Origin of the sequence: Enterococcus sp. DIV1090 (assembly GCF_050537975.1) — a bacterium.
Taxonomy (GTDB): Bacteria; Bacillota; Bacilli; order Lactobacillales; family Enterococcaceae; genus Enterococcus; species Enterococcus faecalis.
On the sequence record NZ_CP172917.1, the window covers coordinates 972,323 to 997,612 of the forward strand.

Consider the following 25,290-nt stretch of genomic DNA (forward strand, 5'->3'; position numbering starts at 1 on the left):
TTATGGAAATGATAAAAACCCTCTATGTCACCGGTTATCGCAGCTTTGAATTGGGGATATTTCAAGGAAAAGACCCGAAAATCACAGTTATTAAAAATGTCTTAAAAAAAGAGTTAGCCAGTTATATTGAAGCGGGAGTAGAATGGATTTTGATTTCTGGCAATTTAGGTGTTGAACTTTGGACAGCTGAAGTAGTTGGGGAATTAAAAACGGAATATCCAGAAGTCCAGCTAGGTTTGCTTTATCCATTTAAAGACTTTGGCAATAATTGGAATGAACAAAATCGAGAACTGTTAACGAAAGCGGAAAGTTTGGCTGATTATATCAACTCAGTAAGTCACCAGCCCTATCAATCGCCAGCACAATTAAAAATGCATACAAAATTTCTTTTGGAACATTCTGGGGGCAGCTTACTTATTTATGACAAAGAGTACCCTGGCAAAACGGAGTATTTTTTAAAGGATGCACAACATTTTTCGGAACGAGAACCCTATGATATTCGCTTAATTACAATGGATGATTTACAAAACTCGGTGATTGATTAGAGAATCTGTTTGATTTTCTAGCTATTTTTCGTTACAATAGTATTTGTGGAACTATGAAATTTTCTATCGTAAATAAACAAATGAGGTGTAAACATGGCAAATTTAGTATATAGTCCTAAAGACATTTTACAAAAAGAATTTAAAACGAAAATGATGAACGGGTATGACCCAATTGAAGTAGACGAATTTTTAGACAATGTTATTAAAGACTACGAAGCTTATAATAAAGAATTATTAAGCTTGCAAGAAGAAAACAGCCGCTTAATGGCAAAATTAGACCAATTATCAAAAGCCCAACCAACGCCTCGTGTTGCTCAAGAAGTACCAAAAAGTGCAGCAGTGACCAACTTTGATATTTTAAAACGTTTATCAAACTTAGAGCGTGAAGTTTTTGGTAAAAAGTTAGATGAAACACCTTCAACACCTGTAACGCCTTCTGCACCGTCAATGCCTGCAGAACCAGCGAATCATGATGTTGATAATGCACAAACACGTCAATTTTAGCAAGACAATTTAAGTCAAGTTTTCACGAGGAACAAAAAGCATTTGTTAGAATAGCGGACACTTGTTGTAGTGTGTAAATTTTTGCTGTTCGTTTAAACAGATTTGTAATTTTCGGGTGATCGCGGTTTGCTTATGCAAGCTGAGGAAAGTCCATGCTCGCACAAGCTGAGATGCTTGTAGTGTTCGTGCTTAGCGAAATCATAAGCTAAGGTACTCTTTTAGAGTAACGGCAGGAAAAATGACTAAGGTTTCGACTATGTCAAAGTATCCTTGAAAGTGCCACAGTGACGAAGCGATGTGGGAAACTCCATCGGTGGAACGCGGTAAACCCCTCGAGCGAGCAACCCAAACAATGGTAGGGGCGCTCTTCTAAAGGAAATGAACGAGTAGAAGAGGCAGAGTTTACTCTGCAGATAGATGATGACCGTCACCAATTTTTCCTGAAGAATTGGTGATACAGAACATGGCTTATAGAAAATTACAAGTAATTCAGGAAGACCTTCCAACGTAGTTGTGAAGGCTTTTTTTACGAAAAGAATAAAAAAATGTTAAAATAAAGAAACTGAGATAAAAGTAGTAAGCTGTCTGTTCTAAAGAGGCTGGGACAGGACCGTTTAGTTCAGAGAAAGCTGACAATTACAAAAAACAAGCGGAGCAGTAGTCGGCAGGACTGTTAGCTCCAGACAATAAAAAAGAGTCAAGAAGGAGTTTTTATGACGAAAGAAAAAACATTCAAACTTGTTGCAACGGCTGCTAGTGGCTTAGAAGCATTAGTTGGAAAAGAATTGCGTGATTTAGGGATTCCCTGTGAAGTAGAAAATGGCCGGGCCGTCTTTGAAGGAACAGTTGAAACAATTGCTACTGCCAATTTATGGCTACGAACAGCAGATCGGATTAAAATCGTCGTTGGCGAATTTAACGCCTATAGTTTTGATGAATTATTTGAAAAAGTTAAAGCACTTCCTTGGGAAGATTATTTGCCTTTAGATGCAGAATTTCCAGTTGCAGGTAAATCAATTAAGTCAAAATTGTATAGTGTTCCTGATTGCCAAGCCATCACCAAAAAAGCCATTGTTAACCGTTTAAGAGAAGTTTACCATCGTCCAGCGACGGTGCCTTTAACCGAAACAGGAGCTTTGTTTAAATTAGAAGTGGCTCTTCTAAAAGATAAAGTGACGTTGACGTTGGACACGACTGGACCAAGTTTATTTAAACGAGGCTATCGCATTGAAAAGGGGGGCGCACCTCTTAAGGAAAACATGGCAGCTGCTTTAGTGATGTTGACCAATTGGCGCAAAGATCGTCCTTTTTATGATCCAGTTTGTGGTTCTGGAACAATTTGTATTGAAGCAGCATTAATTGGCCATAACATTGCCCCTGGCTTTAATCGTAGTTTCACTTGTGAAACATGGGATTGGGTTGATCCAGCAATTTTTGAAAAAGTACGTAACGAAGCCGAGGCAAAGGCAGACTACGATGTTGAATTAGATATCTGTGGCTCAGATGTTGATGGGCGAATGATTGAAGTCGCACGAGCGAATGCTGAGGAAGTTGGTTTAGGTGATTCAATTACTTTTAAACAATTGGCATTAAAAGATTTTACAACCGAGAAGGAATATGGTGTAATGGTAGCTAACCCGCCTTATGGTGAGCGTTTAGGAGAAGAGGAAAGTGTTCGTCGTTTGTATAAAGAAATGGGCCATGTTTTCCGTCCGTTAACTACTTGGAGCAAGTATATACTGACGAGTGATCTTGCTTTTGAAGAATATTATGGTGCCAAAGCTACTAAAAAACGGAAGCTTTACAACGGAGCCTTACGAACAGATTTATTCCAATACTGGGGAACACGTCCACCAAGAAAACCACGGGAAGACTAAGAAAGCTGGTGTAAAAAAATGAAGGAAGCTGTATTTTTACAAGAAGTGAAAGAAATTCAATTACTAAAAAATGCCTTGACATTATTAGACTGGGATTCATCAACTGGGATGCCAGAAAAAAGTAGTCCTTTTCGAGGAGAAGTAGAAGGGTATTTAACCGGATTATATTTTGAACGAAGTATTGGCCCAGTTATTCAAGAAGCATTGGCCTATTTTGAGACACGCCCTGAAGAATTATCTGAATTAGGGAAACTGGTTTTTGAAAAAGTAAAAGAAGAATATGCTTTGAATAAAAATGTTCCAGCTGAACGTATGCAAGAATATGTTAAAGTATTAAACCAAGCACATACAGATTGGCTAAAAGCACGCGCTGCACAAGATTTCGGCTTGTTAGAAGAAACCTTAACGAAGGTCGTTGCGTTCCAAAAAGAGTTCATTCCTTATTGGCAAAAAGAAGAAAAAACTCCGTATGATGTGTTATTAAATCAATTTGAACCAGGGATGACGGTTGAGAAACTAGACCAAGTATTCGACCAAGTAAAACAAGGGATTCAAGAGATTCGGACCGTTTTAGCAGAAAAAGGTACGCCGCCTAGAACTGACTTTTTATCTAGAAAAATGACCAAAGAACAACAACGCCGTTTTGTGATTGGTGTGGTTGAACAATTAGGCTATGATTTTTCAAAAGGCCGATTAGATGATACAGTTCATCCATTTATGACAGCTCTAAATCGAAATGATGCGCGGATTACTACGCGCTGGGAAGAAAATAATTTCTCAATGGCAACATTTGGTGTGATTCATGAAGCGGGTCATGGGATGTACGAACAAAATTTTGATCCTAAATTTGACTTTACGCCGCTAAGCGAAGGTGCCTCTATGGGGATTCACGAATCACAATCGCTCTTTAATGAAATTATCATTGGTAGCAACCGGGCTTTTTGGCAAAAACAATACCCGTTTTTCCAAGAATGCGCAGAAGGCACTTTTGATGATATTGCTTTTGAAGATTTCTATGCTTCTTTAAAAGAAACGAAAGCAAGTTTGATACGGATTGATTCCGATAGTCTCACCTATCCTTTGCATATCATTATTCGTTATGAAATTGAGAAAATGTTGTTTAATGGTTCTTTGGAAGTCGCTGATTTGCCAAAAGTGTGGAACGAAAAATACCAAGAGTACTTAGGCGTATCACCTGAAAATGATTTAGAAGGCGTCCTTCAAGATGTTCATTGGTCTGGCGGTAGCTTTGGTTATTTCCCATCTTATGCCTTGGGTTATATGTACGCCGCACAACTATTTCACGCAATGAAACAAGAATTATCTGTTGATGAAATTTTAGCTTCGGAGGATTATTCTGATATCCGTAAATGGTTAACACAACATATTCATCAGTACGGCGCTTCACGTAAACCAAATCAATTAATTTATGATGCAACGGGAGAAGAATTGAATCCTAGTTATTTAATTGATTATATGAAAGCTATTTATTTTGATGTTTATCATGTGCAATAAGTGAAACAAGCAAGGGGAAGTGGACAACAACAATGTTATCAATTCGTGAATATTTAGAAGCTGGTGAAACAACAATCTCAAACTTACTATTTGATCATTACCAAAAAATTGGTTTGAAAGATGATGAATTTCTCTTTTTACTGCAACTTTTTCGTTCGCAAAATGCAGGCGATTTATTTCCAGACTTAATGGCGATTGCAGAGACGATGGGCAAAACGCCAGATACGATTTATAAGTTATTAAATCAATTGGTTTCTCGCGGATTTATTCGAATTGAAACACAACAAAACCAAAAAGGTCAAATGATGGATACGTATGATTTACTGCCTGTTTTTCAAAAGATTCAATTATTTTTACAAACGAGCAAAGAAAAACAAGTTGTCGCAAACCACGAAGATGAAATTAAACAGCTTTACCAAGGCTTTGAAAAAGAATTCGGACGTCCACTTTCACCCATTGAATTAGAAATGATTGGTCAGTGGTTGAACACGGACCATTATTCCCCTGAGTTAATCCGGTTAGCGTTGCGAGAAGCTGTTTTAAATCAGGCGTATAGTTTGAAATATATTGATCGTATTTTACTTGCGTGGGAGCGTAAAAATATTACCACCAAAGAACAAGTGGCTGCTGATCAGAAAAAACGAAAAGATTCTATGATTCAAAATGAGATTGAACAACAAGGTCAGACACAAGAATCGTTACCAAAGGTTACATTACACAATTGGTTAAATCCAGAAGACAGTGAATAAAAAGGAGGTGGGCCATGCTATCAAAAGAGAAAACGATGGAAGCTATTGAAATTATGTATGAGATGTTTCCAAATGCAGAATGTGAATTAAAACATAAGAATCCTTTTGAATTATTAATTGCTGTGATTTTAAGTGCGCAAGCAACCGATGTATCGGTAAATAAAGCGACTCCTGGTTTATTCGCAGCTTTTCCAACACCAGAAGCTTTAGCAGCTGCGCCGGTGGAGGAGATTATTGCTAAAATAAAAACCATTGGCTTATATCGCAATAAAGCAAAAAATATTAAAGCATGTGCACAACAACTTTTAGAACGTTTCAATGGAGAAGTTCCGCAAACCAGAGATGAACTGGTCAGTTTACCTGGCGTGGGGAGAAAAACAGCCAATGTAGTAATGGGAGATGCTTTCGGCGAACCGGCTTTTGCAGTAGATACACACGTGGAACGAGTGTCCAAGCGCCTTAGAATTTGTAAGCTAAATGCGAATGTTACTGAAGTTGAGCAGACCTTAATGCGTAAAGTTCCGAAAGAACTCTGGGTGAAAACGCACCATACCATGATTTTCTTTGGACGTTATCACTGCCTAGCAAGAGCGCCTAAATGTGAAGCCTGTCCGCTACTCTATATGTGTCAAGAAGGCAAAGAACGGATGAAAGGGAAATAACACATTTTTTCCTAAAAAAGCGAGCCACAAGTCCAACCGACTTGTGGCTCGCTTTCTTTTTTTGATTTTTAAGAAACGCAACAAATGATTGCGGTTTCTTAAAAATTGATTTAGTATAGACAGTGTGGTATATACTAGAAAATTTATTTTTTTGAAGAAAGATAGGCGATGAAATGACAGAAAATGCACCCAAATTTAAGCAAATTTCTGCAGAAATTGAAAAGAAGATTCGAGACGGTCTGTATGTAAGTGCACAAAAATTACCTTCAGAATATGATTTAGCTAAAGAATATAACTGCAGTCGCTTGACCATCCGTAAAGCGATTGATGATTTGATCCGCAAAAATATTTTGGTAAAACGACATGGTAAAGGTAGTTATGTGATGTCGCAAGCGAAAATTCAAAGTGGTCGCGCTGGCTTACAAGGTTTTACTGAGGCAGCCAAAGCTTACGGGAAAAAAAGCCAGACAGAAGTCATTTCCTTTGAAGAAGTAGTACATCCCGCTGAGAAAATTCGGGAGGCGCTCCAAGTGGGCAAAAATGAGGCGATTTATGAACTGATTCGCCGCCGAATGTTAGACGGCGAGCCAATGACAGTTGAAAAAATTTATTTGCCACAGGCATACGTACAAGGCCATACGAAGCAAGACTTTGAGGGCTCTCTTTTCTGCTTAATCGAGAAGAACGTCGAGATTGCTTATTCGCATCAAGAAATTGAAGCAATCTTAGTTGAAGCGGAAATTTCAGAATTATTGAATGTTCCTGTGGGCCAACCACTTTTACAAGTCCACTCTATCACCTATGCGCTTGATGCAACCCCCATTTTATATGATGTCTCTTTATATCGAGCAGATCGGTACACGTTTAAAAACACACTGACCCGCTATAGCCCGTCTGAAAACAACCAAGTGGAGCTAGGAGGTTCTTGGAACGAATGAAGATAAAAGAAGAAATAGCCGCTCAAAAAGATTTATTTTATGAAGACTTAAACAAAGTTATGGCGATTCGAAGTGTGAAAGGGTCGCCTAAAAAAGAGGCACCTTTTGGCGAAGGACCGAAAAGAGCCTTGGAAGAAACGCTGAAACTTGCAGAGCGTTATGGCTTTCAAACTGAGATTGTCAATGACGCAGTTGGCTATGCGCAATGGGGAACAGCGGAAGAATATCTGGGGATTATTGGTCATTTAGACGTAGTACCAGAAGGTTCTGGCTGGTCAGTGCCGCCCTTTCAATTAACGAAAAAAAATCAACGTTTGTATGGTAGAGGAATTCTAGATAATAAAGGTCCTATCTTGGCTTGCCTGTATGGAATGAAATTACTGAAAGAACTTGGTTACCAACCAAAGAAAACCATTCGCTTAATGTTTGGCACGGATGAAGAAAGTGGGAGTGGAGATATCCCTTTATATTTAGAGAAGGAAAACGCACCCGTTTTTGGATTTACTCCAGATTGTAAATATCCAGTAGTTTATGGGGAGCGAGGGATTGTTAATTATGAAATCACAACGACCATCCCAGATGATTCAAGTGAACAAATTGGTCAGATTATGGGTGATCAAGCAAAAGACCACGTACCTGATCAATTAAGTGTGGTGATTGCAGGAAAAACAACAGCAATCACGGGAAAACGTGCTCCTTCCAATGCGCCAGAACTAGGCAAGAACGCGATTACTTTATTGGCACAGAAAATTAGCGAGGAACAGTTAGTCAAAGGAAATTTATTACAGTATTTCGACTGGTTAACCGCTAGTTTTCACGAAAAGCACTATGGCGAAGGAGTAGCTCTGGACTTTAAGGATCAGGATAGCGGGCAATTGATTTTAACGCCCTATGCGTTGGAAAAACGAGGACAGCAATTGGTGTTATCATTGGCCGTGCGTTATCCTGTTTCTATTACAGAAAACGAAGTAACCACGCAGCTAACTAAGGCACTATTTCCAGAAAGTGAAGTGACCGTCATCCGCCGCCTCCCTAGTACGCTGTTTCCAAAAGATGAGCGCAATGTTCAAAAATTAACCAAGGTTTATGAACAAATTACTGGCTTAGATGGGACGCCAGTCACAACTACAGGTGCTACGTATGCTCGCTTTATGCCGAATATCGTTGCTTTTGGTCCATCATTTCCTGGTCAAAAAGGCATTGCGCATAACCAAGATGAATATATGGATGAAAAAGATTTACTGCTTAATCTGGAAATCTATATGCAAGCGATGATTGCATTAACAGAAGCGTAAAACCAATAGAAGATACACGTATGAGAAGAAGCCAATGTGTTTCGTAGAGGTCGCATACGTGTATCTTCTATTTTTCTGTATAAAATTTCATTTTCAGTATATACAAAACAGTATATACTAGTTTATAATGGTGGAGAAATGTAAGCGTTAACGAAAGGGCGGATGGAAAATGACTTGGGGTGCAATTGCGACATGGCGGATGGCACATGATGGGTTACTAAAAGCTACAGAAGAATTACAACAAGGAGGTGCTGCAGGCACGGCCGTGGAACAATTAATTAAAGAAGTAGAAGACTATCCTTTTTATAAGTCAGTGGGCTACGGCGGTTTACCTAATGAGGAAGGGATTTTAGAAATGGATGCTGCCTATATGGATGGAGACACATTTGCAATTGGTGCTGTGGCAGGAATTACAGATGTTAAAAATCCGATTTCAGTGGCTAAAGCATTAAGTAAAGAGAAGTTTAATAGTTTTCGTGTTGGCGCAGGTGCAACGAAATATTCAATGTTGCACGGTTTTGAAAGAAAGAATATGTTGACAGAACGCGCTAATCAATGGTGGCAAAAGCGTTTAAAAGAAATTCAGGAAAATCAGTTGAACCCCTATGATGGGCATGATACTGTCGGCGCTATTACGTTAGACCAAACAGGATCAATGGCAGCTGGCACTTCCAGTTCGGGACTCTTCATGAAAAAAGCAGGACGTGTTGGTGATTCACCACTGTCAGGTTCTGGTTTTTATGTTGATAGCGAAATTGGTGGTGCTGCGGCTACAGGATTAGGTGAAGATTTAATGAAAGGCTGTCTTTCTTATGAAATCGTCCGTTTAATGGGGGAAGGGTGCTCGCCACAACAAGCATGTGATCAAGCCGTCTATGCTTTTCATGAAAAATTGACCCAACGTTATGGGAAAGCAGGAGCTTTTTCACTGGTGGCCATGGACAAACAGGGAGACTGGGGCGTAGCTACGAATGTGGAATTTACTTTTACGGTTGGTACTGATATGCAGCAACCAGAAATCTATATTGCAAATCCAGGCAAGAATCATACCACAGAGATTCAGCCGATTTCACAAGAATGGTTAGCGGCCTATGAAAAAAGAATTAAAGCACCAATTGAATAGATGAGGAGAGTGAAGGAACATGAGTAAAAAACAAATTTATCTTTTTTGTGATGCAGGAATGTCTACAAGTATTATGGTGAATAAAATGATGGAAGTGGTTGAAAAACATCAAATGCCTTTAATGATTACTGCTTTTCCTATTGCAAGAGCACAAGAAGTGGTTGAAGCAGAGAAGCCTGTTGCTATTTTATTAGGACCACAAGTCCGTTTTTTATTAGAAAAAACAAAAGAACAATTTGCTCCGCAAGGGATTCCTGTCGCTGCAATTGCGCCAGAAATTTATGGCATGATGGATGGCGAAAAAGCATTGAAAGAAGCACTGCGGTTAATTAAGCAAAATAAAAAATAATAGATAGGAGTGACGACCGTGCAAAAATTTTTGGATTGGTTAGAGCGCGTATTGACCCCTTTGGCAAAAGTGATAGGAGAAAATAAGTATTTAGTAGCGATTCGTGATGGCTTCCTTTTATCAACGCCCTTGTTGATTGTTGGTTCGGTCTTCTTATTAATTGCTAATTTTCCTTTGCCGCAATGGGATACTTGGATGTCTCATTTGCTTGGTAAAGACTGGGCGACAATGATGTCTGTTCCAGCTAGTGCTAGTTTTGATGTAATGACCATTCTGGCCGTTGTCGGTATTGCCTATAGTTTAGGGAAACAATTCAATGTGGATGCAATGCAAGCAGGAATTATCGCATTGGTTTCATTTTTTATTGTAACGCCTTATCAAACATTATTTACACCGGAAAATAGTTCAAAGGTTTATGAAGTTACCAGTTTACCTTTAAAATGGATGGGTTCCAGTGGTTTGTTTTTAGGAATGATTGTCGCATTAATTGCGACTCGTTTATTTGTGGCCATTGTTCGTAAAGGGTGGACAATAAAAATGCCAGAAGGAGTGCCACCAACAGTGGTTAAGTCTTTTGAGGCCCTGATCCCGAGCTTTTTAGTTGTTACTCTCATGTTTTTAGTCAATTGGCTGGCTGCTTTAACTCCTTATGGTAATTTACAAGATGTTATTTTTGAATTTCTACAAACGCCCTTATTGAGTCTTGGTAATACCTTAGGTGCAATGAGCATTGCTTATTTGTTTTTACACTTCTTTTGGTTCTTTGGCATTAACGGAGGTAGCGTGGTTGGCGCAGTCTTTAATCCTGTTTTGCGGGCATTGTCTGTTGAAAATTTACAAGCATTTAAAGACGGTCATGAAATTCCCAACATCATCACTGGACAATTTCAAGATATGTTTGCAACATTTGGTGGCGCCGGTTCCACACTCTCATTAATCATTGTGATGGTCTTATTCTGTAAAAGTCAACGAATTAAAAAGCTTTCGCAACTTTCACTAATTCCTGGTGTTTTTGGGATTAACGAACCAATCATTTTTGGGTTGCCAATTGTTTTAAATCCAATCCTTTTAATTCCATTTGTCTTAGTACCCGCAATTAATATTATTATTGCCTATTTTGCTATGGATTGGGGCTTAGTTCCATTGACGAACGGTATTCAATTGCCGTGGACGACCCCACCAATTATCTCAGGATTTTTAGTCAGCGGTTGGCAAGGATCAATTCTGCAAGCTCTCTTATTGGTACTAGGAATGTTCATTTACTATCCTTTTATTCGAGTTATGGATGACCAATATTTACGTGAAGAATGGAAAGCACAAGAAGAAGAGAGTGAAGAAATTGATTTTGATTCCTTTGACTTCGATGATTTATAAATAAGGAGGAAATAGGCGTGAAAAAAATCCTTTTAGTCTTAAACCACAGTTTAGCAGGATTTGGCAGTGATGAACAAGCTCAGCTGAAACCAAGTGGTAAAAAAGCTCCCTTAGGCCCAGGGGTAACATTGCTACCATTTTTACAGAAGCAAGGAGCGGAAATTGTTGCGACACTTTATTGTGGAGACCAATATTATTTGGAAAACGAGGAAGAGGTAGCAAAGAAATTTATTGGCTTTGCAAAAAAGTTTCATGCCGATGCGGTTCTTTGCGGACCTGCCATGTATTATCCTAATTTTGGAGAAATGGCCGCTAGTCTAGCTTGTAAGTTTAATGCTGCGGGCATTCCTGCAATTGCAGCAATGGCAGAAGAAAATCCAGCAGTTAGTCACTATTATCAGCAAGTACCGATTGTGAAGATGCCCAAAAAGGGCGGCATTGGTTTAAATAATTCGTTTAAACAAATGGCGCAATTGGTCGTGGCAAAAGCAAATGGAAAAGAAACCAAACAGTTAGAAGAAACAAGTTGTTTTTAATTGTTGATAATCTAAAGAGAAATCCAGAATGAACGCATGATTGTGTTCGTTTTGGATTTTTTGCTTTTGTTTAGCGAATGTATGTTCTATAATAGGGAGGCAGATAGGTGGGATTACGTGAAATCAACGAGAAAAATTGCGGTGCGTCAAGTGGTCGAATTTATTTTAAGGCGGGGAAGTATCGATTCTCGCCATGTGAGTGAACATACACCACAAGAAGGTAGTCGCCTTCATCGAATGCTGCAAAAGGAAGCGGGGAGCCTTTATCAAAAGGAAGTATCTTTAAAAATTGAGGTGCCTTTAAATGGACATAATTATTGTGTAGAAGGTCGTGCAGACGGCATTTTTGTGAAAGAAACTGGGCAAGTGGTCATTGATGAAATTAAAACATCCGAGCCAGCGTTTGAAGAATTGCCGCCAGAAAAGGTCGAATTGTTTTGGTATCAAGCGATGTGTTATGGTCACATGTATTGCCAGCAAGAACAACTTTCTGAAATAATGCTGCAACTCACTTATTATCAGACCACTACAAAACAAATCACACGACAAGAACGCCATTTTACAGAAGCTGCATTAGCGGAGTTTTTTACTGATTTGATGAAGCGCTATGAACAGTGGGTAATTTTTAAAGAAGAGTGGCGTATTTTGAGAAATAAATCATTAAAAAATCTTAGTTTTCCTTACGGGGAGTATCGCAAAGGGCAACGAGAATTGGCGGTAGCCGTCTATAAAACAATTCTTAGTAAACAGCGGCTCTTCGTGGAAGCACCAACTGGAACAGGCAAGACAATGTCCACTCTTTTTCCAGCGATGAAAGCAATTGGTGAAGAAGAAGGTGAACGGATTTTTTATTTAACAGCTAAGACCATCACGCGGCAAGTGGCTGAAGATGCTGTCAAAGCGCTGTCCGAAAAACAAGCGCAAACTAAGAGTATTACGTTAACAGCAAAAGATAAAATTTGTTTTTTAACTGAACGAAATTGCACACCAGAACATTGCCCGTTTGCTGATGGCTATTATGATCGTTTAAATGAGGGACTGTGGGATTTATTGCAACATGAAAATCATTTAACGAGAGAGGTTATTGAACGGTATGCACAAAAGCACCAATTGTGTCCATTCGAGTTGTCGCTAGATGCAAGTCTTTGGTGTGATTTAATTATTGGCGATTACAATTATCTATTTGATCCAACGGTTTATTTGCGGCGCTTCTTTGAAGAACCCCAAAGTGCAGAAGAGAATATTTTTTTAGTGGATGAAACCCATAATTTGGTTAATCGTTCACGGGAGATGTATTCGGCCGCTATTTCTAGGAATGCGGTTTTGCAAATTCAAAAAAGATTGCAAAAAGAATCTGTTCAATTAAAAAGAGCTTGTCAAAAAGTCTTAACTACGTTTGATGATATTGAAGCAATCTGCGAAGAAAAAGACACGGATTTTTTTGCACAACGCGCGCCAATTGATTCATTAGTTAAACAGATACACCGATTAACAGAAGTAATTGCAGAATGGTTGCCAGAAAATCAACACATTGAGGAATTGGCGTCGATTCTCAGTTTTTATTTTGATTGTTTAAGTTATCTTCGAATCAGCGAGTATTATGACAACGGCTTTTATACGTCTATTTCTTTGCGAAACTATGACTGCGTTGTGAAACAATTTTGTGTCGATCCGGCTTATTTATTGTCACAACGATTAGATAAAGGGAAAGCGAGTATCTTATTTTCGGCAAGTTTAACACCTCTGAATTATTATCAAGAAGTGCTTGGTGGAGGTGAAGAAAGCCTACGTTATCGGATTCCGTATCCTTTTCCAGAAGAAAATCAATTGTTGATGATTGGTAGTTATCTTCAAACAACCTATAAAAACCGTGAAAAAAGTTATCCACAGATTAGTGAACTTTTAGGGAAGTTAAGTGAAACAAAAACAGGTAATTATTTAATTTTCTTCCCTTCTTATGCCTATATGGATGATGTCTATCAAGTATTTAGCCAACGCTACCCGCAAGTAAAAACTCAAATTCAGGGAACGGACTTAAACGAAAAAGAGCGAGAAGCATTTTTAGCTGAATTTAAAGAGAATCCTCAAGAAACTTTCATCGGTTTTTGTGTTTTAGGTGGTATATTTTCAGAAGGAATTGACTTGAAAGGTACCCGATTGATTGGTACGATAATTGTTAGTGTCGGGCTACCACAAATGAATCCGGAGCAAGAACTGATTCGCACTTTTTATCAAGAAGAGCGAGGGCAAGGGTTTCAATTTGCGTATCAAATTCCTGGCATGAATAAAGTCTTGCAAGCGGCTGGACGTGTCATTCGAGATGCGCAAGATAAAGGCTTTGTGTTGTTATTAGACGAACGATTTGAATTACCAAGTGTCCAGCGTTTCTTTCCGCCGCATTGGTTGGCGCATCGAAAGGCAAACACCAATGAACAACTCATTCAACAAGTGAAACAATTTTGGTTAAAAAATAAAGAAAATAAAGGAGGAAACAAATGAAGACCATTTTAGTCCTTCATACAGGTGGGACCATTTCCATGTCGAAAGTAGCAGGAGGAAGTGTTGCCCCGAATGAAAAAAATCCGTTGATGGAACAAGAAGCATTATTTTCTGGCAAGGTTCATTTAGTTGTTGAAGATATTTTTAATATTCCCTCACCACACATGACCTTAGAACGGATGTTTCAATTAAAAGAACGGATTCAAAAAGCTTATTCTGAACCAATTGATGGCGTGGTTATTACGCATGGAACAGATACATTAGAAGAAACAGCTTATTTTTTAGATATAACCTTAGAGAAAAAAATCCCCATTGTTTTAACAGGAGCAATGCGGTCAAGTAACGAAATCGGTAGTGATGGCTTGTATAATTTCATCAGTGCTATTTGGACTGCTTGTTCAGACGAATCGTACGATAAAGGTGTTTTAGTCGTGATGAATGATGAAATTCATACGGCGCGTTATGTGACAAAAACACATACAACGAACGTAGCAACATTTCGGACGCCAACTTTTGGACCAATTGGAACCATTGCGAAAGAACGTGCTTTTTTTGCGAAAGAGGTCTTACCACAAGAAGTTTGCGATGTTTCTTCTGTGAAAGGAAATGTTCACGTAGTGAAGGCCTATGCGGGGATGGGTGAACGGATGTTTGAATTATTAAACACCCCAGAAACGGATGGGTTAGTAATTGAAGCGCTAGGCGCGGGTAATTTACCGCCAGAAACGCTCCCAGCATTACAAAAGATGCTAGACAACGGGATTCCAGTCGTTTTAGTTTCTCGTTGTTCCAATGGCATTGCTGAAGATATCTATGATTATGCTGGTGGTGGCGTTGGCTTGAAAAAAATGGGGGTCGTTTTTGCCCGTGGTTTAAACGGACCGAAAGCGCGGATTCGTTTAATTGTTGGTTTAAACAGCGAAAAAAATCCTGCAGAGTTAAAAGAATTTTTGGAACAGTAACTAATTTTAAGGAGAAAATAAATGAAGCTGTTTGAACGCATTCATCAAGATACTGAAATTCGACAAATTTATGATGCAATTGGTCAAATGGAAGATGAAGAAGCTGGGTGGGCATACCACAATTGGTTTCATGTAACCAATGTCGTGGCCATGACGGAAATGATTTTGAAACAACTTGCTGTTTCAGAGGAGTATTTAGAAGCGGCAAAAATTGCGGCATTGCTCCATGATGTGGGTGCGCTACAAGGAAAAGCAGGACATGCGCTTCGGGGGAAACAATTTGCAGAAGCATATTTTCGTAAGCAAAAGATTTGTTTGCCTTATCAAGAAGAAATTTTATCTTCTATAGAAAATCATAGTAATGGCTTTGATTCGGAAGAGTTAATGACACTAGCGCTAATCATTAGTGATAAATTAGATATTACAACCTCTCGTGTTGCAAAGGCTGGTTATTTCGTGCCAGGAATGCGGCAATTTCAATTTTTAAAGAAAATTGAAATTATGCTTTCAGAACAAGAGGTTTGTGTCTCGTTTACGGCAGAAGAAGAACTGGATTTAGAAGAATTAAATGCGTTTTATTTTATGCCAAAGGTCTTCAAAGCAATTGACGCTTTTTCAGAAAAAATCCAACGCCGACCAATCGTTTTATTGAATAAACAAGAATGGCCGGTACCAAAACAAAAAAATCCTTCAACTGTTCATTAACAGTTGAAGGATTTTTTTAGCGATAATTATTAAACTCAAGAGCCATTGGTAAATCTAATTCTCGTAAAAGAGCCATGACTTTTTGTAAATCATCCCGACTTTTTCCAGTTACCCGAATTTTGTCTTCTTGGATTTGTGACTTAACTTTAATCCCAGAGTTTTTGATAGCTGTGTTGATTTTTTTTGCATTTTCTTTATCAATACCACTGATTAAATCACCATATTGGCGAGCGGTACCGCCTAAGGCTTTTTCACTTTCTGAGAAATGAATATTTTTAATCGGAACATTGCGTTTGACTAATTTTCCAAATAAAATATCCTTCACTTGCTCGACTTTATAATCATCTTCAGCTACGACTACTAATTTATCGTTTTCCAATTTAATATCAGCAATTGACCCTTTAAAGTCAAAACGATTTTTCAATTCTTTCAAGGCAATTTGAATCGCGTTTTTGACTTCCTCCATATTGACCTCTGAAACTACATCAAAACTTGCTTCTTTTGCAGCCATGTAAAAACCTCCTAAAATATTCTTTGCTTCATCATATCATGAAATAGTAAAAAAGGTTAGGCTAGAATCATTTTGAATAGAGAAATAAGAAGATCAATTTTTAGGGATATCTTCCCGCATTCTTTCATGGAAACGTTGCAAAAAAATTTTTTTCAATGTTCGCTTTTAGCCCCTTTTCTTTTAGGATAGAACCTGTTATTCTAAGTCAGAAGAATAGCGAAGGAGCGAAGAAAAATGAGTCGATTGGTTAGTACTTACCAAAGAAATGAATCGATAAAAAAAATAGCAGTGATGGCGATAACCGCTTTGACTTCTGCGGTCGGTTTGAATTTCTTTTTGATTCCGGCAAAAGTTTTTTCGGCAGGGATGAACGGAATTGCGCAAATCATTGCTACATTATTATATACAAATTTAGGAATCCATATTAATACAGGGATCTTCATTTTATTTTTAAACATTCCCGTCTTCATTCTAGGGTTTGTAAAATTAGGGAAACAATCAACGATTCTTAGTTTCATCAATGTTATTGGTATTTCCGTTGTCACTATGTTTGTGCCAATCGTAACAGTCACAACGAATCCTTTGATGAACGCAATTATGGGTGGTGTCTTAGTCGGCGTTGGCGCAGGGCTTTCATTGAAAATGGGCTTTAACACTGGCGGCATGGACATTATTTCACTGATTCTTTCAAAAACAACAGGGAAAACCGTTGGTAATTTTATGTTCTTATTAAATGGTATTATTGTGCTGTTGGCTGGTTTTGTATTTAACTGGGAAAGTGCGTTGTATACTATTATTTCTATTTACTGTTTGAGTCAGGTGGTCGACATGATTCATACCAGTCACCAAAAAGTCACAGCAATGATTGTCACCACGAGACCAGAAGCCGTTGCCTTAGAAGTTTCTCAACAAATCGCTCGTGGCATGACCTTGTTGCCTTCAATCGGCGGCTATTCAGGTGCAGAAGGTCGGATGATTATGATGGTCATTACTCGCTACGAACTCTATGATTTAGAACAAGCAGTTTACAGTATCGATGAGAATGCCTTTGTAAATATTTTACCAACACAATCGGTTTTAGGGCGTTTTGCCAATGAAGATGAACAACGGATTTTTCATAGTACAGGAACATTTCCTGAGCTTCAATCCTACAAGGTGAAACGTTATCCACCAAAGAAAAAATTAAAATAGCAAGTCGGCCTTCAGATCCCAAAGTGATAACGGGAAAACTGGAGGTTTTTTTATAAAAATGAAGGTTATGTGAAAGAATAGACAAAAATTTTCTGAAAAAGGGAATTTTACTAGAAAAGTGTCAGGAATTCTGCTAAAATAGAACCGTTGGTTAGGGAACACCTAACAAATAAAGTTTTTAAAAACTTAGGAGGAATTTTTTATGCCAGTAGTATCAGGAGCAGAATTCTTAAAAGCAGCACGTAAAGGCGGCTATGCAGTAGGTGGCTATAACACAAATAACTTAGAATGGACACAAGCGATTTTAGAAGCAGCAGAAGCTAAAAAAGCACCAGTTCTAATCCAAACATCAATGGGCGCTGCTAAATACATGGGCGGCTACAAAGTAGCTAAAGACATGATTACTAATTTAGTAGACTCAATGAATATCACAGTTCCAGTAGCAATTCACTTAGACCACGGTGACTACGAAGCTGCTTTAGAATGTATCGAAGTTGGCTATACTTCAATCATGTTTGATGGTTCTCACTTACCATTCGAAGAAAACTTAAAATTAGCGAAAGATGTAGTTGAAAAAGCTCACGCTAAAGGTATTTCTGTCGAATGTGAAGTTGGTTCAATCGGTGGTGAAGAAGACGGAATCATCGGTACTGGCGAATTAGCTGATATCGAAGAATGTAAACAAATGGTTGCTACAGGTATTGACTACTTAGCATGTGGTATCGGTAACATCCATGGTCAATATCCAGAAAACTGGAAAGGTTTAGCATTTGATCACTTACAAGCAATTGCTGAAGCTGTCGGTTCTGATGTACCTCTAGTATTACACGGAGGTTCTGGTATTCCTCAAGAACAAATTGAAAAAGCAATTTCAATGGGTATCTCAAAAGTTAACGTAAATACAGAATTCCAATTATCATTCGCTAAAGCAACGCGCGAATATATTGAAGCTGGTAAAGATTTAGAAGGTAAAGGATTTGACCCTCGTAAATTATTAGCACCAGGTAAAGCTGCAATCATCAAAGATGCAGAAGAACACATTGATTGGTTCGGTTCAGCTAACAAAGCTTAATCAACTAGTTACGTTAAAGACAGCCACAGCACGTGGCTGTCTTTTTTATTTTTTGTTATTTTTTCATTCTATTAAAATACCTGAGAAGTTTTCTTTTTTCTTAAGCTTGATTATGATAGAATGATTGGGTAGTTTATTTAGAAAACGTATATTACAGATAGGTGAGAATATAAATGAAAAAAATCGTAATCAATGGGAATCGTCCATTAAAGGGCGAAGTAACCATTAGCGGCGCCAAAAATAGTGTAGTCGCTTTAATTCCAGCTGCTATTTTAGCAGATTCGCCCGTGACTTTAGATGGCGTTCCTGACATTCAGGATGTTCACTCATTAATTGAAATTTTAGAAATTATGGGTGCTAAAATTACTTTTGAAAATAATACATTAATTATTGATCCAACAGAAGTTGTTTCTGTGCCAATGCCAAAAGGAAAAATCAATAGCTTACGTGCGTCCTATTATTTTATGGGCTCACTTCTTGGTCGATTTGGGGAAGGCGTTGTCGGCTTACCTGGCGGTTGTTACTTAGGACCTCGTCCAATTGATTTACATATCAAAGGATTTGAAGCATTAGGCGCTCATGTAACCAACGAACATGGGGCGATGTACTTGAGAACAGACGAAGCTGGCTTACAAGGAACCCGAATTTTTATGGATATGGTATCTATTGGCGCTACAATCAATGTCATGTTAGCCGCAGTTAAAGCCAAAGGCAAAACGATTATTGAAAATGCTGCGCGTGAGCCAGAAATTATTGATATTGCTACATTATTAAATAACATGGGTGCAAAAGTTCGAGGAGCTGGAACGGACGTTATTCGGATTGAAGGTGTCGAAGAATTACATGGTTGTCGTCACTCGATTATTCCAGATCGAATTGAAGCTGGGACTTATTTAGCTATGGCAGCAGCTATGGGTGAAGGAATCAAAGTTCGAAATGTTATTTATGAGCATTTAGAAAGCTTCATTGCGAAATTGCAAGAAATGGGCGTTAAGATGACAATTGAAGAAGACATGATTGAAGTTCATCCGTCACATGATCTGAAAATGACGACGGTGAAAACCTATCCGTATCCTGGTTTTGCCACAGACTTGCAACAACCGTTAACGCCATTACTTTTAAAAGCGCAAGGAACTGGTGAAATTATTGATACGATTTATGCTCAACGAAATAAGCATATCCCTGAGTTAGTGCGGATGGGGGCTGATGCTTCGGTTGAAGGCAATATGATTATTTTAAATGGTCCAAATCAATTGCACGGTGCAGAAGTAGTCGCCTCTGATTTACGGGCAGGCGCTTGCCTAGTCACTGCCGGCTTGATGGCTGAAGGTACGACCACGATTTATAATGTAGAATATATTTTACGTGGGTACGACCATATTATCGAAAAGTTAACTGCTTTGGGTGCTGATATTCAAATGCTAGAAACCGAAGAACAAGAAGGTCCGTTTGAGGTGGATCAATGAGCGACTATTTAACAATGGCTGAATTGGAAAACAGTACGTTAAAAGATATTTATGCGTACGCGAAAGAGTTTAAAATTCCTTATTATAGCCAAATGAACAAAAAAGAATTGTCTTTAGCTGTGATTCGTGCACAAGCTGAGAAGCAAGGGTTTTTCTTCATGGAAGGAATTTTAGATATTGTTTCTCAGGATGGTTATGGCTTTTTGCGACCAATTAATTATGGACCAAGTGCAGAAGACATTTATATTTCTTCTTCTCAAATTCGTCGTTTCGGATTGAGAAATGGGGACAAAGTAGCTGGCAAGGCGCGTCCGCCAAAGGAATCAGAACGTTATTATGGACTCATGCATGTTGAAAGTGTCAATGGGAAAGATCCTGAAGAAGCGAAAGAGCGGCCACATTTTCCAGCGCTAACACCATTGTATCCTGAAAAACAATTAACGTTAGAAACAACGGCTGGCAGATTATCAACACGAATGATTGATGTATTTGCACCAATTGGTTTTGGGCAACGTGGTTTAATTGTAGCGCCGCCAAAAGCCGGGAAAACAAGTGTTTTAAAGGAAATTGCTAATGGGATTACAGAAAATCATCCTGATGTGGAATTGATTCTGTTGTTAATTGACGAGCGTCCTGAAGAAGTGACTGATTTAGAGCGAAGCGTTAAAGGAGATGTGGTTTCTTCAACTTTTGATCAACAACCACAAAATCATACGCGAGTTGCTGAATTGGTTCTGGATCGAGCAATGCGCTTAGTTGAAGACAAACGGGACGTAGTTATTTTAATGGACAGCATCACTCGTTTAGCAAGGGCCTATAATTTAGTAGTCCCACCTAGTGGTCGAACCTTAAGTGGCGGAATAGATCCAGCTGCGTTTTTCAAACCTAAACGATTTTTTGGTGCTGCCAGAAATATCGAAGAAGGGGGCAGTCTGACTATTTTAGCCACGGCATTGGTGGATACAGGTAGCCGAATGGATGATGTCATCTATGAAGAATTCAAAGGTACAGGCAATATGGAGCTCCATTTATCTCGTGAATTAGCAGAGCGCCGTATTTTCCCAGCAATTGATATTAAAAAATCAAGTACGCGAAAAGAAGAGTTGCTAATGACACCAGAACAACTAGAAGAAACGTGGAAATTGAGAAATAATATGTCAGGAGACTCGCTGGAATATACGGATCAATTCATAAAAATGTTGAAACGGACCCAAAATAATCAACAATTATTTGAAGTTTTCCATGATGTTTCGTTTGGCAAACAAATTAAAAGAAATCCAAAAAGATAATTGCATACCAACTGAAAACATGGTAAGATAGCATTGTTGTATACCGACAAAATAACTCTGATACAGCAAATGGATCAGGGCAAAGGAGCGAAAAAACGTATGAAACAAGATATCCATCCAAATTACCAACCAGTAGTATTCATGGATTCAACAACAGGTTTCAAATTCCTTTCAGGTTCAACTAAAGGATCTTCAGAAACTGTTGAATGGGAAGATGGCAACACTTATCCATTATTACGTGTTGAGGTTACTTCAGACTCACACCCATTCTACACTGGTCGTCAAAAATTCACACAAGCCGACGGACGTGTGGACCGTTTCAACAAAAAATACGGTCTCAAAGACGAAAACGCAAATCCAGACGCATAGTCTTTCAAAACATTGTTATGACAAGGTTTATAGAGGTTTTCCACTGTGGTGGGAAACCTCTATTTTTGCGTTAAATATGTAGTTTTAATTCAGAGAAAAGAAATAAAGCAACTTACCAATCTTTTCTTCTTTCTTTTCAAGATTATCCTTCCCAAAAGTCAAAGATTGATCAGCATTGTTTCGCTGATTTGTTAGACTAGTAGGTACATTCAGCTTTATAAAGGAGATTTTGAAGAAATGAGTAGAAAAAAAGTCGGTGTTTTCTGTCTATTTCTGTTTTTCACATTTTTTATTATTGTTCCAAAAGTAGAAGCTACAGAAGAAATGAAGACTAAATTTACAGTAACGCCTGTTTTACCAGAAAATCAAGTGTCAGGAACATCTAGTTATTATGATTTAATTCTGGCACCAAAGCAATCTTCCACTATTGTCTTAGACATAAAAAATAAGACAGACGAAAAATTGTCCATCGTATTGACTCTAGCAAATGCATCAACAAATGATAATGGGTTGATTGTGTACAATGATTTTGATAAACCACTTGATTCATCGTTAAAGGTTCCGCTGACAGACTTGGTTACTTTAGAAAATGAGGAAGTGAGTGTGCCGCCTCATCAAACAGTATCAGCAAAGATGAAGGTGAAGGGACTTGATCAGCCTATCAAAGGAGTTGTTTTAGGCGGGGTTTACGCGCATCTCAAAGATGAAAAAGAGGAAGAGACCCAAACAACGGGATTAACCAGTCGCTACGGGTTTAATGTTGCGATTGCCATGAGGAGTGCTGAGAATGCTCCTTTAACAGAGGTGAACCAACTGAAATTAGCGAAAGTAACACCTACAATTGCTTTAGGGGCCAAATCGCTAAAGGCGGTCATTCAAAATCCGTATGCTGCTATTTTTCCAGAAGTTCGTTTAGAAGGTCAAGTGATAAAAAAAGGATCCTCTAAAAAAATTGCACAACGGACACTAAAAAATGTTCGCTTTGCCCCAAATAGTTCCATGAATTTTCATCTTGATTTGGGCAAACAACCGCTAGATGCTGGGACTTATATATTTACAGGACGTGCTATTTTACAACAAGATGAACAACAGTCTTGGCCTTTTCAACAAGAATTTACGATTAACACTCGTGAAGCAAAAAAATTGAATCAAGAAGCTACGGTCAAATGGGTCCTACCCACATGGTGGTTACCGACTTTCTACACGTTGTTAGTAATCACAATTGGGGCAATTTATAGTGTTATTTGGCGCAATAATTATCAAAAAACAAGCGAAAAGGAGAGTGAGAATAATGGCTAGTTGGTTTTGGTTGTCTGGCGGTTTAGCGGTCATTTGTTTTATGTTTTTCCTCTTTTCTTTGCTGACTAGTATGAGTTTTATTCAGCATGCAAAAGAACCCAGAAGTATTCTAAAAGAAACGCTTTTAAGTTGGTTAATGCTTTTACTTAGTGGTGGGTGGATTACAATCGGACTATTGTTATATTTTTCGCTAAAGAATCAATAAACAAAAAACGAGCATTCATTGTTAGATAACCGTGAATGCTCGTTTTTTTGTTTTAGAAAAATGCTCTTTAGCAACTTGCCAGATTTCATTGGGCAACCTGACTGAAATTGTTAAATTGTTCTGTCGAAACGACAAAAAAGTGGTAAACTAAACGTGTATGTTAGTTATTTAATCAAAAGTAATGTATCCGCTTACTTATAAAATGGAAACGAAGGAGCATATTGCAATGACAGAAAAACTTTTAGGAAGTATCGAAGCCGGTGGCACAAAATTTGTATGTGGCGTTGGGACAGATGATTTGACCATTGTGGAACGTGTCAGTTTTCCCACAACAACCCCAGAAGAAACAATGAAAAAAGTAATAGAATTTTTCCAACAATATCCTTTAAAAGCGATTGGGATTGGTTCGTTTGGTCCGATTGATATTCACGTTGATTCTCCTACGTATGGTTATATCACTTCTACACCAAAATTAGCTTGGCGTAACTTTGACTTGTTAGGAACTATGAAACAACATTTTGATGTGCCAATGGCTTGGACAACGGATGTGAATGCTGCGGCATATGGTGAGTATGTTGCTGGAAATGGGCAACATACATCTAGTTGTGTATATTATACAATTGGAACTGGTGTTGGCGCTGGAGCGATTCAAAACGGTGAGTTTATTGAAGGCTTTAGCCACCCAGAAATGGGGCATGCGTTAGTCCGTCGTCATCCTGAAGATACGTATGCAGGAAATTGTCCTTATCATGGAGATTGTTTAGAAGGGATTGCAGCAGGACCAGCAGTTGAAGGTCGTTCTGGTAAAAAAGGTCATTTATTGGAAGAGGATCATAAAACTTGGGAACTAGAAGCTTATTATTTAGCGCAAGCAGCGTACAATACTACTTTATTATTAGCGCCAGAAGTGATCATTTTAGGCGGCGGTGTCATGAAACAACGTCATTTGATGCCGAAAGTTCGTGAAAAATTTGCTGAATTAGTCAATGGATATGTGGAAACACCGCCTTTAGAAAAATACTTGGTGACGCCTCTTTTAGAAGATAATCCAGGAACAATTGGTTGCTTTGCCTTGGCAAAAAAAGCTTTAATGACTCAAAAATAACCATTTATTCGCAGTTCATGCATTATATTTGAAGGAAATGGCTAAGAATGATACTCTTATTATGTAATTAATTATTTAGGAGGGATTAGCATGGCAGATTTAAAAGGACGTTTTGACGATGCAAAAGACAAAGTAGAAGGTACTGCAAAAGAAGCGCAAGGCAAAGTTACGGATGATAAAGGCAAAGAACTTGAAGGAAAAGCTCAATCAACCTTTGCTGACGTAAAAGACAAAGCACGTGATGCCGGCGACGACCTTAAAGAAGGCGCTGAAAAATTAACTGATAAAGTTAAAGAAGGCTTTGAAGACTTAAAAGACAAATTTAGTAAAGATAAATAAAAATTAACAAAAGAGCGTGGGCTTACGTTATTTCAACGTAAGCCCACGCTCTTTTGTTTAGACATCAAATCCTTGTTTTTGCAAGAAAATTTTTACTTCTGGGCGACGATTATAAGAAAAATAGGACAAAGATTTCTGTGACCAATCCGCTGTTTGGGCGTTACTTGAGCGGCTGGCATAATAATCTTTTAATAATTCATCATATGTGTGCATATCTGTCAATTTGTCTGATTGGTAGTGATTTTCGCTTAAAATATTTTCAAAAGGCATCCGTGGTTTTACACCATTTAACGTTTCTGGTACACCGATTGTTAATCCGAAAAGTGGTACAGTTAATTCAGGCAAAGATAAGTGTTTGGCTACTGTGTCTAAGTCATTTCGAATGCCGCCAATATAACAAATCCCTAAATCCATAGATTCAGCCGCAATGGCCATGTTTTGCGCAGCAATCGTTGTATCAACGGCAGCTACTAATAATGATTCTGGTGTCTTTAAGGGTTCTAATGATTGCCCCTCTTTTGACAAAATCGTTGCATGACGATACAAATCAGCAACAAAAACATAGAACACACCAGTGTTAACGACATAGTCTTCACAATTTGCTAAACGTCCCAATTCTCTGCGTAGCTCAGGATCTTTGATTTCTATAATTGTATAAGCTTGTAAAAAATTGGAGCTTGATCCTGCTTGAGCTGCAGTAATTAACTGTTGTTTCTGCTTGTCCGTTAACGCTTGCTTTTTAAAATGACGAACGGAACGGTGACTTAGTAATTGTTCAATTGTTTGATTCATAAAAAACCTCCGTTTAAAT

26 protein-coding genes and 1 other RNA gene are annotated in these 25,290 nt (G+C 38.4%); 25 read left to right on the forward strand and 2 right to left on the reverse strand.

Translation table 11 applies throughout. The features are described from left to right. Positions 1-2: 2 nt before the first annotated feature. The 16 genes from IGL48_RS04720 (at position 3) to IGL48_RS04795 (ending at position 15,633) form a co-directional block, all read left to right on the forward strand. Positions 3-545 (forward strand): DUF1273 domain-containing protein, encoded by a 543-nt coding sequence (locus IGL48_RS04720; RefSeq protein ID WP_002360568.1) that lies wholly within the window; start codon positions 3-5, stop codon positions 543-545. A 93-nt stretch (positions 546-638) separates the two neighbouring features. Continuing rightward, on the forward strand, positions 639-1,049 hold the full coding sequence (gene gpsB, locus IGL48_RS04725) for a cell division regulator GpsB (RefSeq protein ID WP_002363721.1): 411 nt from the start codon (positions 639-641) through the stop codon (positions 1,047-1,049). Between the two features lie 107 nt (positions 1,050-1,156). Beyond that, positions 1,157-1,525, forward strand: an RNA gene (gene rnpB, locus IGL48_RS04730) — RNase P RNA component class B. 237 nt (positions 1,526-1,762) lie between these two features. Next, a complete protein-coding gene (locus IGL48_RS04735; RefSeq protein ID WP_002357989.1) occupies positions 1,763-2,926 on the forward strand; it encodes a THUMP domain-containing class I SAM-dependent RNA methyltransferase in 1,164 nt (387 codons plus the stop codon). A gap of 18 nt (positions 2,927-2,944) precedes the next feature. Further along, complete coding sequence (locus IGL48_RS04740) at positions 2,945-4,441, forward strand: carboxypeptidase M32 (RefSeq protein WP_002360566.1); 1,497 nt, start codon at positions 2,945-2,947, stop codon at positions 4,439-4,441. Positions 4,442-4,473: 32 nt separating this feature from the next. Beyond that, entirely contained in the window at positions 4,474-5,190 is a 717-nt protein-coding gene (locus tag IGL48_RS04745; RefSeq protein WP_002357986.1) for a DnaD domain protein, read from the forward strand. 14 nt (positions 5,191-5,204) lie between these two features. Further along, a complete protein-coding gene (nth, locus tag IGL48_RS04750; RefSeq protein ID WP_002357985.1) occupies positions 5,205-5,852 on the forward strand; it encodes an endonuclease III in 648 nt (215 codons plus the stop codon). A gap of 173 nt (positions 5,853-6,025) precedes the next feature. Further along, complete coding sequence (locus tag IGL48_RS04755) at positions 6,026-6,790, forward strand: GntR family transcriptional regulator, LSA1692 subfamily (RefSeq protein ID WP_002357984.1); 765 nt, start codon at positions 6,026-6,028, stop codon at positions 6,788-6,790. Next, positions 6,787-8,085, forward strand: coding sequence for a Sapep family Mn(2+)-dependent dipeptidase (locus IGL48_RS04760; RefSeq protein ID WP_010824540.1), 1,299 nt, complete (start codon positions 6,787-6,789; stop codon positions 8,083-8,085). The genes IGL48_RS04755 and IGL48_RS04760 overlap by 4 nt, the downstream gene beginning before the upstream one ends. Positions 8,086-8,254: 169 nt before the next feature. Next, positions 8,255-9,208: a N(4)-(beta-N-acetylglucosaminyl)-L-asparaginase gene (locus IGL48_RS04765; RefSeq protein WP_002377824.1), complete on the forward strand. Its 954-nt coding sequence runs from the start codon at positions 8,255-8,257 to the stop codon at positions 9,206-9,208. Positions 9,209-9,227: 19 nt separating this feature from the next. Continuing rightward, the gene (locus IGL48_RS04770) at positions 9,228-9,557 is read left to right on the forward strand and encodes a PTS sugar transporter subunit IIB (protein ID WP_002357981.1); all 330 of its coding nucleotides are present in this window, start codon (positions 9,228-9,230) and stop codon (positions 9,555-9,557) included. 18 nt (positions 9,558-9,575) lie between these two features. Further along, positions 9,576-10,931, forward strand: coding sequence for a PTS cellobiose transporter subunit IIC (gene celB, locus IGL48_RS04775; protein ID WP_002384702.1), 1,356 nt, complete (start codon positions 9,576-9,578; stop codon positions 10,929-10,931). A gap of 17 nt (positions 10,932-10,948) precedes the next feature. Next, positions 10,949-11,467, forward strand: coding sequence for a GrdB-related putative oxidoreductase (locus IGL48_RS04780; protein WP_010712305.1), 519 nt, complete (start codon positions 10,949-10,951; stop codon positions 11,465-11,467). Positions 11,468-11,503: 36 nt separating this feature from the next. Further along, a complete protein-coding gene (locus IGL48_RS04785) occupies positions 11,504-13,966 on the forward strand; it encodes a helicase C-terminal domain-containing protein (RefSeq protein ID WP_025189353.1) in 2,463 nt (820 codons plus the stop codon). Next, positions 13,963-14,928, forward strand: a complete 966-nt coding sequence (locus tag IGL48_RS04790) for an asparaginase (protein ID WP_002357976.1) — start codon at positions 13,963-13,965, stop codon at positions 14,926-14,928. The genes IGL48_RS04785 and IGL48_RS04790 overlap by 4 nt, the downstream gene beginning before the upstream one ends. A gap of 21 nt (positions 14,929-14,949) precedes the next feature. After that, positions 14,950-15,633 carry an HD domain-containing protein gene (locus tag IGL48_RS04795; RefSeq protein WP_010712307.1) on the forward strand — a complete coding sequence of 228 codons (684 nt, stop codon included), beginning with the start codon at positions 14,950-14,952 and terminating at the stop codon, positions 15,631-15,633. Between the two features lie 16 nt (positions 15,634-15,649). Here IGL48_RS04795 and IGL48_RS04800 read toward each other — a convergent pair whose 3' ends face one another. Beyond that, positions 15,650-16,144, reverse strand: coding sequence for a YajQ family cyclic di-GMP-binding protein (locus tag IGL48_RS04800; RefSeq protein WP_002357974.1), 495 nt, complete (start codon positions 16,142-16,144; stop codon positions 15,650-15,652). 234 nt (positions 16,145-16,378) lie between these two features. Here IGL48_RS04800 and IGL48_RS04805 point away from each other — a divergent pair, with 234 nt between their 5' ends. The 9 genes from IGL48_RS04805 (at position 16,379) to IGL48_RS04845 (ending at position 24,479) form a co-directional block, all read left to right on the forward strand. Continuing rightward, the gene (locus tag IGL48_RS04805) at positions 16,379-17,335 is read left to right on the forward strand and encodes a YitT family protein (RefSeq protein WP_002381974.1); all 957 of its coding nucleotides are present in this window, start codon (positions 16,379-16,381) and stop codon (positions 17,333-17,335) included. A 202-nt stretch (positions 17,336-17,537) separates the two neighbouring features. Next, positions 17,538-18,407 (forward strand): class II fructose-bisphosphate aldolase, encoded by an 870-nt coding sequence (locus tag IGL48_RS04810; RefSeq protein ID WP_002357972.1) that lies wholly within the window; start codon positions 17,538-17,540, stop codon positions 18,405-18,407. A gap of 173 nt (positions 18,408-18,580) precedes the next feature. After that, positions 18,581-19,873, forward strand: a complete 1,293-nt coding sequence (locus tag IGL48_RS04815) for a UDP-N-acetylglucosamine 1-carboxyvinyltransferase (protein ID WP_002357969.1) — start codon at positions 18,581-18,583, stop codon at positions 19,871-19,873. Next, positions 19,870-21,162: a transcription termination factor Rho gene (rho, locus tag IGL48_RS04820; RefSeq protein ID WP_002357968.1), complete on the forward strand. Its 1,293-nt coding sequence runs from the start codon at positions 19,870-19,872 to the stop codon at positions 21,160-21,162. The genes IGL48_RS04815 and rho overlap by 4 nt, the downstream gene beginning before the upstream one ends. 99 nt (positions 21,163-21,261) lie before the next feature. Next, positions 21,262-21,531, forward strand: a complete 270-nt coding sequence (locus tag IGL48_RS04825; RefSeq protein WP_002357967.1) for a type B 50S ribosomal protein L31 — start codon at positions 21,262-21,264, stop codon at positions 21,529-21,531. A 237-nt stretch (positions 21,532-21,768) separates the two neighbouring features. Beyond that, entirely contained in the window at positions 21,769-22,830 is a 1,062-nt protein-coding gene (locus IGL48_RS04830) for a DUF916 and DUF3324 domain-containing protein (RefSeq protein WP_016626423.1), read from the forward strand. Next, positions 22,823-23,035: a hypothetical protein gene (locus IGL48_RS04835; protein ID WP_002357965.1), complete on the forward strand. Its 213-nt coding sequence runs from the start codon at positions 22,823-22,825 to the stop codon at positions 23,033-23,035. Before IGL48_RS04830 ends, IGL48_RS04835 begins: the two co-directional genes overlap by 8 nt. 226 nt (positions 23,036-23,261) lie before the next feature. After that, positions 23,262-24,140: a fructokinase ScrK gene (scrK, locus tag IGL48_RS04840; protein WP_002363736.1), complete on the forward strand. Its 879-nt coding sequence runs from the start codon at positions 23,262-23,264 to the stop codon at positions 24,138-24,140. Positions 24,141-24,230: 90 nt separating this feature from the next. Beyond that, entirely contained in the window at positions 24,231-24,479 is a 249-nt protein-coding gene (locus tag IGL48_RS04845; protein WP_002357962.1) for a YtxH domain-containing protein, read from the forward strand. Positions 24,480-24,536: 57 nt separating this feature from the next. Here the strand turns inward: IGL48_RS04845 and nfsA are convergent, their stop codons facing one another. Beyond that, positions 24,537-25,271 carry an oxygen-insensitive NADPH nitroreductase gene (gene nfsA, locus IGL48_RS04850; RefSeq protein ID WP_048949593.1) on the reverse strand — a complete coding sequence of 245 codons (735 nt, stop codon included), beginning with the start codon at positions 25,269-25,271 and terminating at the stop codon, positions 24,537-24,539. Positions 25,272-25,290 lie beyond the last annotated feature (19 nt).